This is a genomic window from Herbiconiux daphne (genome assembly GCF_024979295.1).
GTDB lineage: Bacteria > Actinomycetota > Actinomycetes > Actinomycetales > Microbacteriaceae > Herbiconiux > Herbiconiux daphnes.
On record NZ_JANLCJ010000002.1, the window covers coordinates 317,780 to 326,526 of the forward strand.

The window sequence follows — 8,747 nt, forward strand, 5'->3', positions numbered from 1 at the left end:
GTCGCACCATCCGCCCAGCATCACGCGCGCCGCATCAGCCGCGCCGCGAATTACCCGCGCAGGATCGACGCCATCTTCTTGCCGCGGGCGACCTCGTCGACGAGCTTGTCCATGTAGCGGATCTTCTGCATCAGAGGGTCGTCGATCTGCTCGACCCGGATTCCGCAGATCACGCCCGTGATGAGCGCGGCGTTCGGATTGAACGAGGGAGCGTCGGCGAAGAAGGTCTTGAGGTCGACCTCGTCGTCGATCACGCGCTGGAGCTGCGCGTCGTCGTAGCCGGTGAGCCAGCAGATGACCTGATCGACCTCGGCGCGGCTGTGTTCCTTGCGCTCGGCCTTGGCCACGTAGTGCGGGTAGATGCTCGCGAACGGGGTGCCGAAGATGCGGTGTTCTGTCATGGTCAGCCTCCCGGGCGTGATTGCTCGCCACCAGAATAGTCGGGCTTGACAGTTAGATCTCTAACAGTTAGGGTTCTGATCATGGATGAACGCGAGCTGCCCCTCACCACCAGCCTCGAACTCGTGCGCTGGATCGGCTGGGCGCAGCGCAGGGCCGGTGAGGACTGGATCCGTGAACGCGAACTCAGTCACGAGCAGGCCTTCGTGCTCGGCTACCTGGTGAAGAACCCGGGCGCCATCCAGCGCGACATCGCCGAGGTGAGCCGCACGAGCGCCGCGAGCGTGTCGAGCCTGTTGCAAGGGCTCGAACGACGCGAGCTCGTGCAGCGACGCACCGAACCGGGCAACGAACGCACGAAACGCGTGTTCGCCACCCCCGCGGGCGAGCAGCTCATCGCGGGCTTCGAGACGGCCATGAACGCCGCCGACGAGACGATCCTCGCCCCGCTCGACGAGGCCGAACGCGCCGCGTTGCAAGCCCTGCTCGTGAAGATAACCGCCGCACTCCCCCGACCCAGTCGGTAGCGGCTCCCCCGCCCCTGATCTCATGGCACTGATCTCAGGGCACTGATCTCAGGGCACTGATCTCAGGGCACTCATCTCAGGGCGCTGAATCGGGCCGCCCCCTCTGGCCCGCCGCTCGTAACACCCTCTGCACGCCGGCACCCGCCGTCGTGCGCTCGACCCTGGCCGGAAAGGAGCAGTCATGAGCACCACGAACCTCTCGACACCCGCAGAACCTACCGATACAACACCGCCCGAACCGGCCACACCCGCGAAGGGCTCCGACCGCTGGTATCTCTCGGCCGCCCCGATCCTGCGCGCCCTGGTGCACCTCTGCGTGCCGATGGCCGCCGCCATGATCGTCGGCGCCGTCTACAACCTGATCAACGCGGGCTTCATCGGCTCGGTGCACGACGCCACACTCCTCGCCGCCATCACGTTCGGCACCCCCCTGCTCGGGCTCGTCATGGCGGTCGGCGGCGTGTTCGGCGTGGGCGGCGGCGCACTCATCTCGCGCCTGCTCGGCGCCGCCGAACACGAACCCGAGAAGGCCGGCCAGATCAAACGCGTGTCGTCGTTCGCGTTCTGGGGCGCCGTCGTCGCCGGAGCCGTGCTCGGCGGCATCGGCTTGCTGCTCGTGCATCCGCTGGTCTCCCTGCTCGGTGCGGATGCCGTGGCCGTGCCCGCGACCAGCGCCTACGTCTCCGTCATGCTCGCGTTCGTTCCCGTGCTCGCCGCCGCCTTCTGCCTCGAGCAGATCGTGCGGGCTGAAGGGGCGGCACGCCAGGTTATGGTCGCCCTCATCGGATCGGCCGTGGCCAACGTCGTGCTCGACGCGCTGTTCATCCTGGTGCTGCACTGGGGTGTCGCCGGCGCGGCTCTCGCGATGGGGCTCGCCAACCTGGGCGTCGTGGTCTATTTCGTGGTGTGGCTCCAGCGCCACAGCGAGCACGTGAGCCTGGCTCCACGCTGGTTCACCCTCTCGCCAGCGGTGCTGAAGCCCGTCTTCGGGGTCGGCGCGGGCGAGTTGCTGCAGGCATCCTTCTTGATCGTCACCTCCCTGGTGCTCAACAACCTCGCCGCGGCCTACGGAGACAGCGCTCTGGCGGCGATGGGCGTGGCCGTGCGCATCGCGCAGGTGCCGGAGTTCCTGGTGATGGGCGTCACCCTCGGGGTTCTGCCCCTGCTGGCCTATTCGTTCGGCAAGGGCGATCGCGCCCGGCTGATGTCGGCCCTGCGGGTCTCGGCCCTCGTTGTCGGCGGCATCGTGCTGCTCTCGGCGGGCGGCGTGTTCGCCTTCCGCGACCAGGTGTTCTCGGCGTTCGTCTCCGATCCGTCGGTGCTCGCCATCGGCGTCACCATCCTCACCGCGCAGCTCGTGGCGATGATCGTCAACGGGTTCACGGGGCTGCTCACCTCGCTCTTCCAGGCCACGGGTCTCGCCACGGCCGCCATCGTGATGTCGATGGCCCAGGGCGTGCTCTTCGTGCCGATCGTGCTGCTCGGCGACCTCTGGTTCGGCCTGCCCGGCATCATCTGGTCGCTCACGGTCAGCGAAGGCATAGTCTTCGTCGTCGGGGTGGCGATCTGGTTGCTCTCGCGACGCGCGATCGATCGCGGTCTCGCCGAGTCGCGCTGATTACTGCCAGGGTGGAGCCGTGACTGAACTCCTCGTCGTGATCGTGACCGGGTTCCTGGTGATCGCCGCCGCGACCGTCGTCGGCCCCCGCCTCGGCATCGCGTCTCCGCTCGTGCTCGTGGCGATCGGCGTGGCCGCGAGCTTCCTGCCCGTTTTCTCGTCGGTGCACATCGAACCCGAGTGGATTCTCGCCGGCATCCTGCCGCCTCTGCTCTACTCGTCGGCGGTGTCGATGCCGGCCATGAACTTCCGGCGCGAGTTCGGGGCGATCAGCGGGTTGTCGGTCGTGCTCGTGATCGCCTCGGCGCTCGTGCTCGGGGTGTTCTTCATGCTCGTCATCCCGGGCCTCGGCTTCGCCTGGGGAGTGGCCCTCGGCGCGATCGTGAGCCCCACGGATGCCGTCGCGACATCCATCATCAAGCGAACCTCGGTCTCGAAACGCGTCGTCGCCATCCTCGACGGCGAGAGCCTGCTCAACGACGCCACCGCGCTCGTGCTGCTGCGCACCGCGATCGTGGCGACCGCGGCGTCGTTCTCGTTCGGGGGCGCGGTGGGCACGTTCGCCTACTCGGTGGTGGTGGCGGTGCTTCTCGGCGGGCTCGTCGGCTGGCTCAATCTCGTGGTGCGCAAGCGCGTCACCGACCCCACCGTCAACACGGTCATCTCGTTCGCCGTGCCGTTCGTGGCCGCGGTGCCCGCGGAGCTGTTCGGAGCTTCCGGGCTCGTGGCGGCCGTCGTGGCGGGTCTCGTCACCGGCATCCGTGCCCCGCGCGATCTCTCGCCCCAGAACCGCCTGTCGGATTCGCAGAACTGGCGCACGGTCGAACTCGTGCTGGAGGGAGCGATCTTCTTGACCATGGGGGTGCAGATCAAGGCGATCGTCGAGAACGTCGAACGCGATCACGCCGGCGTCGGCACCGCCGTGCTCATCGCGGCCGGCGCCCTGGTGCTGACCCTCGTGGTGCGGGCGGCCTATGTGGCGCCGCTGCTCGGCATCCTCGCCCGGCGGTCGCGCGGCATCGCGAAGATGAAGACCCGCATGCTGGGCATGAAGCAGCAGCTCGACACTCCGGAGGGTGCGCAAGAGGCGTTCAAGGAGGTCAATCCGCGGGGGCGGCGCACGACGTCACCGCGGGCTCTCGACGCGTTCGCTCGGCGCATCACGCAGGGGCTCGCCGACATCGAGTACTTCGTGCGCACCGCTCGGCTGGCGGGAGGGCGCCGCCGTCGTGTGGGCGGGCATGCGCGGCGCGGTGACCGTGGCCGCGGCGCAGTCGCTGCCCGAAGACACTCCGCAGCGCTCGGTGCTCGTGCTCATCGCGTTCGCGGTGGCGGCGCTGTCGCTGCTCGTGCAGGGCGGCACCATCGGTCCGTTGCTGCGGCTGATCACGCCGAAGGTGCCGGCCACCGACGTCGCCGCCCAGAACGAGGCGGAGCGCGACCAGATCTACGAGCTCCTGCGCACGAGCGCCGAGGCGGTGCCGGAACCGCCGCGTTCGGCCGAGCCCACACCCGAGCTGTTCGAGGCGGCGAAGCGCTGGCGGCTCGACGTGATCGCGGCGCAGCGCTCGGCGTTGCTCGACGCCCGCGACAACGGCACGTTCGACGCGGATGTGCTGGCGCACGAGCTCGCGAACCTCGACGCCACCGAGATCGCGATCGACATGCGGGGTGGAACGGGAGCGTGAGGATCACAGCAGCTCGGTGACGGTGGCGGATGCCGCGTCCCAGCGTCGGAGGGCCACAGCCGTCGAGCGCGCTCGAGGTTGGTGGGCCTGGTGGGCTCGGTGGGTCTGTTCGCCGTGGTGGGGTTGGCGGGCTTCCGGAGCGTCTTGGGCCTCGGCGCGCGGATCGTGCAGCAGCGAGAGCGCGAGGGGCAACACCTCGACGCGCAGGCGGCGGGCGAGGGTGACGTGCGGCGTCCACTCGCCCGGACGGGTGTGCGGGGCGTCGGGGCCGGGGCCGGGAGCGCCGGTGCCGGGGGCGGGAGTGTAGGTGTCGGGGCCGGGGGCGTCGTCGTCGCCCAGGCCGGCGCCGGGCCCGACGAGCGCGTGCAGGTCTGCGTGCAGTCGCAGCAACGCCGCCGACGGCACGATCGTGCGGGCCAGCACCCGGCGGTCACCTGTGCCGAAGAGCACCACGGGCCCGAGAGCGATCGGCAACGGCAGCGAGACGACCTCCGCCAGCTGGGCGGCTTTCAGCGGCGCGATGGTCCGCCGCACCATGAGGGTGATGTGCGGCCGATTGCTCGCCGCCCGATGCGCGGCGAGACTCGACAGGCCCGCGTCGGCGAGCGCCTGCCACTCGTCGCGCACGAGTGCTTCGGTGGCGGCGTCCAGCACCAGCTCGAGGCTGACGACCGGTGCTGTGCGGTGCGCTGTGGACTCCATAGGCCCGAACTCTATGCCGCACCATCGACATCGCCGAGGGGCGGCCATCACACGCACCGCGCGTACCGCGCGCACCGCGGGCGCCGCGAGCGCCTGTACAGCCCTCGTGCCGATCGAACAGGGCAGGATGAGGCTATGAGCCCACAGAGTTCGCCCGCCTCCTCCCCCGAGCCGTCCCGGCCGGCCGATGTGCTCGTCGCGGGGGCGGGAATCTCAGGCCTCGCGTGCGCTCGAGCCCTGCGCGAGTCCGGGGTGACGGTGCGGGTCGTCGATCGCGGCCGGCGGGTGGGCGGGCGGATGTCGGGCCGCACCCTGCACGGGCGCCCGGTCGACCTCGGTGCCTCGTACTTCACGGTGCCGGAATTTGCTGGGGCTGAACCCACCGGGCCGGAGTCGATCGGGCCTGATTCGGCCCGGAGTGATGTGACCAAGGCCGACTTCGCTGTACCCCGCGGATCGGGCTTCGCCGAAGTGGTCGCGAGCTGGGTGGACCGCGGACTGGCACGCCCGTGGACCGACACCTTTGCGGCGATCGACGCCTCGCGCACTAGTTTGGGCGATGCCGAGGGCGAGACCGAGAGCGACGCGTCGGGTGCCTCGGGCGCCGCCGGCCGCTTCCCCATTGCGACCGGCCCGATGCGCTACGCCGCCGGCGGCGGCCTCCGCTCGCTCGTGGCCGACCTTGCCGAAGGTCTCGACGTGCTGACCGAACACGACGTCACGCGGGTGAACGACGACGGCACGGTCGGCGGCGTGCTCGAGGGCGCGACCAGCAGCACGACCCACGGCGCGATCGGCGGCATCCGTCACCGCGTCGTCGTGCTCGCCATGCCCGAGCCCCAGGCCGCGCGCCTGCTCGAGCCCGCGTCGCCCGTGCACGCGCACCTCGACACCTCCGTCTGGCAGCCGACGATCGCCGTCGCACTCGGGTTCGGCGAGCGGGTGTGGCCGGCCGATCTGCACGGGGCTTTCGTGGAGAACTCGCCGGTACTCACGTTCGTGGCCGACGACGGAGACCGGCGCGGCGACGGAGCACCCGTGCTCGTCGCCCACACGACCGCGGCTTTCGCGCGCGCCCACCTCGCCGACCCCGAATCGGCGGTCGCGGAGGTACAGGCCGAGGTGGCGCGAGTGCTCGGCCTCGGCTCGGTGGAACCCTCGTGGACCCATGCCCACCGGTGGAGGTTCGCTCGCGCCGCGTCGACGCATCCGGAGCCCTTCGTGCTGCTGGGCGGCGTGGCGGTGTGCGGCGACGCCTGGGGTGGGCGGTCGTCGGTGGCGACGGCCTGGGCCTCGGGCGACGCTCTCGGAAGGGCGATCGCCGCGCGAGGCTGACGCGCGGGTGGCGGGCACAGGTTCGGATGTCGGTGGGCGCACCTACCGTCGAAGACGCACCAGTCTTCTACGAAACGAGCACCATGACCCCGCCAGGTTTCGCCACTATCGACTTCGAGACGAGCGGGCTCGCGCCGTCGCGAGGTGCTCGAGCGCTCGAGATCGCCGTCGTGCACTCCGACGCCGACGGTGTCGTCACGGGTCGGTGGGACACCTTGATCCGCGGCGACGGGCCCGTGGGCCGCTCCGACATCCACCGCATCTCGCGATCGGCGCTCGCGCACGCGCCGACCTTCGCCGAGATCGCGCCGCTGCTGCTCGAGCTGTTGCGGGGCCGGGTGGTGGTGGCGCACAACGCGGGGTTCGACATCCGGTTCCTCGTCGCCGAACTCGACCTCATCGGCTATCGCTTCACGTCACCCCTTGTGTCGCTCTGCACGCAGCGCCTGGCCCGCACCTACCTGCCGGGCATGCGGCGCTCGCTCTCGCACCTGTGCGAGGTGATCGGCATCGACCTCGACGGCGCCCACCGCGCGTCGGTCGATGCGTTCGCCACCGCGCAACTGCTCGAGTGCTACCTCGCGAACTCGGCCGACCGCTCGGGCTTCAGCGAGCTGCTCGAACGCGCCGCCGCCGCGCCTCTCGTGCCGCTCGCAACCGCGGGGAGGGCGTGGTATCCGCGGGAGCTCGCGCGCGACGATTCGCGATGGCCGGCGTTCGCTGAATACCCCTGATCCGGCGACCGATCGTGAAGACGGCCCAGCGACGGATCGTGAAGACGGCCCGGAGACGGATCGTAAAATAGTGCGCATGAGCGACCAGTCCGATCTGCGCGCGACGTTCCGGCGCGGCGACAGCGACGCCGTGGAACAGATGGCCCGAGCGGCGCGGGCGACGGCACAGGCCGACGGCGACGCGGCCGGTGAGGTCGAAGCCGTCTACGCGCTCGCCCGCGTGGCACTGCGCGACGGCGACCTGCCCCGGGCCGCCGCCACAGCCCGCGAAGCGCTCGACATCGCGCAACGGTCGGGCGACCTCCGCCTCGAAGAGCGCCCCCGACACGTGCTCGCGGCGGTGGCTCGTCTCTCGGGCGACCATGCCGAGGCCCGCGAGTAATACCGAGCCAGCATCGCTCTCAACGAGCGCGTCGGCGACAGCGCCCACGTTCGCTCGGAGACCTATAATCTCGCGATCACCGAACTGCACCTCGGCGACATTTTGACCGCTCGCCGGCTGCTCACCGCCGTTCGCGACGACGTGCTCGCCGATGGGGATGACGGATTCGTGCCCTACCTCGGCGTCGCGGCCACCGCGATAGCCGTGTCGGCGGGCGACTTCACCCTCGCCGCGAGCCTGATCGGCTTCACCGACCGCGCTTTCCGTGATCTCGGACAGGTTCCCGACCCCGACGACGCTCAAGAACTCGACGCGGCTCGATCGACGGCAATCGGGCGCCTGGGCGCAGATGATTACGCGACGGCTCTCGCCGTCGGAGCCGAGTGGGGTTCCGCACAGGCGCTCGAACGAATATGAATTTCGCTCGCTTTTTCGATAGAATCATTGCGGGTCGGGAACTCTGATGAAATCGGAGATTCCGCCCATGCCCCATCAGATCGAAATCCTTGCCGCCGCGACATCGCTTGCGCTCGGCCTCTCGACCGGCTCCAGCCAGGCGTCGGCCGCTGCGGCTCCGTCGAACCAGCGAGAGATGACGCCCGCCGGCTGACAACGCTCAGCGCAGCGCTCGCTGTTCCCACGCCGGCAGCCGGCGCTGTGCGTGCAGCCTTACGATTCACGCAGCCGACAGAGGCAGCCGGGTCGTCACGGCAACTGCGGGGCCCAGATGACGAGTTCTTCGGGCGTGAATTCCGACACCTCGTCGAGGCCGTCGAGAATCACACTGACGTAGCCGTCGGCCGTGTGCCCGATGAGCACGCCCTGTTGGCCTGAGGCGATCACCTCGAGTCGGCGATGACGCGTCACTCCACCACCGCCTCCGGCACCAGCGGAATCCGCATGGGATGCCCGGTCGCCCGCGCCAGGCGATAGGCGCGCACGGCGGCAAGCGTTCGGTCGGCCTCCGACTCGTCGCGAATGACGAACAAAATGTCGAGTTTGCGCGCCTCCACATCGTCGATCAGATGATCGGGATCGGCGAGGATGACCAGCACGCCCAACTGCCGGCACGCGTGGGTGCGCACCCGCAAGGCTCTGATGCTGGAGCTTCCGACGACCATCATGACGATGTCGGGTGGGAACATCGGATCCGCGACCACATCCACCCAGTGGGTCGCCGCGATCGTCACCGTCGCGAACGTCTTCGTCTCGATGAACTCACGCCATCTGACCATCATTGCCGCGTCGTCGGTGCACAGCGCGACGGCTACGTCAGCCTTGTCATCCATCGTCCCCCTGACTGCGGTGCGGCTCTGCCGCGCTCCTTGACGCCACCCTACGCGATCGCTGCACAATCGTTTA

12 protein-coding genes and 1 pseudogene are annotated in these 8,747 nt (G+C 69.7%); 9 read left to right on the forward strand and 4 right to left on the reverse strand.

Translation table 11 applies throughout. The annotated features are described in order from the left end of the window. Positions 1-50 precede the first annotated feature (50 nt). Positions 51-401: a DUF2200 domain-containing protein gene (locus N1032_RS07025; protein ID WP_259538305.1), complete on the reverse strand. Its 351-nt coding sequence runs from the start codon at positions 399-401 to the stop codon at positions 51-53. A gap of 81 nt (positions 402-482) precedes the next feature. Between N1032_RS07025 and N1032_RS07030 the strand changes: the two genes are divergently transcribed. The 4 genes and pseudogenes from N1032_RS07030 to N1032_RS28280 all read left to right on the forward strand — a co-directional run bounded on the left by N1032_RS07030 (position 483) and on the right by N1032_RS28280 (position 4,232). After that, positions 483-926, forward strand: a complete 444-nt coding sequence (locus tag N1032_RS07030; protein WP_259538306.1) for a MarR family winged helix-turn-helix transcriptional regulator — start codon at positions 483-485, stop codon at positions 924-926. A 181-nt stretch (positions 927-1,107) separates the two neighbouring features. Continuing rightward, positions 1,108-2,544, forward strand: coding sequence for an MATE family efflux transporter (locus N1032_RS07035; RefSeq protein ID WP_259538307.1), 1,437 nt, complete (start codon positions 1,108-1,110; stop codon positions 2,542-2,544). Between the two features lie 118 nt (positions 2,545-2,662). Beyond that, positions 2,663-3,484: pseudogene (locus N1032_RS28275) on the forward strand (cation:proton antiporter); the annotation flags it as partial. Positions 3,485-3,785: 301 nt separating this feature from the next. Continuing rightward, positions 3,786-4,232 (forward strand): cation:proton antiporter, encoded by a 447-nt coding sequence (locus N1032_RS28280; RefSeq protein ID WP_310795933.1) that lies wholly within the window; start codon positions 3,786-3,788, stop codon positions 4,230-4,232. A 3-nt stretch (positions 4,233-4,235) separates the two neighbouring features. On the opposite strand, the gene N1032_RS07045 is transcribed toward N1032_RS28280, so the two are convergent. Further along, the gene (locus N1032_RS07045) at positions 4,236-4,934 is read right to left on the reverse strand and encodes a 2'-5' RNA ligase family protein (protein ID WP_259538308.1); all 699 of its coding nucleotides are present in this window, start codon (positions 4,932-4,934) and stop codon (positions 4,236-4,238) included. Between the two features lie 135 nt (positions 4,935-5,069). On the opposite strand from N1032_RS07045, the gene N1032_RS07050 reads away from it, so the two are divergent. The 5 genes from N1032_RS07050 to N1032_RS07070 all read left to right on the forward strand — a co-directional run bounded on the left by N1032_RS07050 (position 5,070) and on the right by N1032_RS07070 (position 7,995). After that, positions 5,070-6,269 (forward strand): NAD(P)/FAD-dependent oxidoreductase, encoded by a 1,200-nt coding sequence (locus N1032_RS07050; protein ID WP_259538309.1) that lies wholly within the window; start codon positions 5,070-5,072, stop codon positions 6,267-6,269. A gap of 83 nt (positions 6,270-6,352) precedes the next feature. Continuing rightward, positions 6,353-7,003, forward strand: coding sequence for a 3'-5' exonuclease (locus tag N1032_RS07055; protein ID WP_259538310.1), 651 nt, complete (start codon positions 6,353-6,355; stop codon positions 7,001-7,003). Between the two features lie 76 nt (positions 7,004-7,079). Then, positions 7,080-7,385 (forward strand): hypothetical protein, encoded by a 306-nt coding sequence (locus N1032_RS07060; protein WP_259538311.1) that lies wholly within the window; start codon positions 7,080-7,082, stop codon positions 7,383-7,385. 102 nt (positions 7,386-7,487) lie between these two features. Continuing rightward, positions 7,488-7,802 (forward strand): hypothetical protein, encoded by a 315-nt coding sequence (locus N1032_RS07065; RefSeq protein WP_259538312.1) that lies wholly within the window; start codon positions 7,488-7,490, stop codon positions 7,800-7,802. 67 nt (positions 7,803-7,869) lie between these two features. Further along, positions 7,870-7,995 (forward strand): hypothetical protein, encoded by a 126-nt coding sequence (locus tag N1032_RS07070; RefSeq protein ID WP_259538313.1) that lies wholly within the window; start codon positions 7,870-7,872, stop codon positions 7,993-7,995. 95 nt (positions 7,996-8,090) lie between these two features. Here N1032_RS07070 and N1032_RS07075 read toward each other — a convergent pair whose 3' ends face one another. Then, positions 8,091-8,252 carry a hypothetical protein gene (locus N1032_RS07075; RefSeq protein ID WP_259538314.1) on the reverse strand — a complete coding sequence of 54 codons (162 nt, stop codon included), beginning with the start codon at positions 8,250-8,252 and terminating at the stop codon, positions 8,091-8,093. Then, positions 8,249-8,674, reverse strand: coding sequence for a hypothetical protein (locus tag N1032_RS07080; RefSeq protein ID WP_259538316.1), 426 nt, complete (start codon positions 8,672-8,674; stop codon positions 8,249-8,251). The genes N1032_RS07075 and N1032_RS07080 overlap by 4 nt, the downstream gene beginning before the upstream one ends. Positions 8,675-8,747: the final 73 nt, after the last annotated feature.

Bases quoted from the DNA above. Each gene is read 5' to 3' on its own strand.
- N1032_RS07025 (WP_259538305.1), bottom strand. From the start codon at position 401: ATGACAGAACACCGCATCTTCGGCACCCCGTTCGCGAGCATCTACCCG.
- N1032_RS07050 (WP_259538309.1), top strand. From the start codon at position 5,070: ATGAGCCCACAGAGTTCGCCCGCCTCCTCCCCCGAGCCGTCCCGGCCG.
- N1032_RS07055 (WP_259538310.1), top strand. From the start codon at position 6,353: ATGACCCCGCCAGGTTTCGCCACTATCGACTTCGAGACGAGCGGGCTC.
- N1032_RS07070 (WP_259538313.1), top strand. From the start codon at position 7,870: ATGCCCCATCAGATCGAAATCCTTGCCGCCGCGACATCGCTTGCGCTC.
- N1032_RS07030 (WP_259538306.1), top strand. From the start codon at position 483: ATGGATGAACGCGAGCTGCCCCTCACCACCAGCCTCGAACTCGTGCGC.
- N1032_RS07045 (WP_259538308.1), bottom strand. From the start codon at position 4,934: ATGGAGTCCACAGCGCACCGCACAGCACCGGTCGTCAGCCTCGAGCTG.
- N1032_RS07035 (WP_259538307.1), top strand. From the start codon at position 1,108: ATGAGCACCACGAACCTCTCGACACCCGCAGAACCTACCGATACAACA.
- N1032_RS28280 (WP_310795933.1), top strand. From the start codon at position 3,786: ATGCGCGGCGCGGTGACCGTGGCCGCGGCGCAGTCGCTGCCCGAAGAC.
- N1032_RS07060 (WP_259538311.1), top strand. From the start codon at position 7,080: ATGAGCGACCAGTCCGATCTGCGCGCGACGTTCCGGCGCGGCGACAGC.
- N1032_RS07080 (WP_259538316.1), bottom strand. From the start codon at position 8,674: ATGGATGACAAGGCTGACGTAGCCGTCGCGCTGTGCACCGACGACGCG.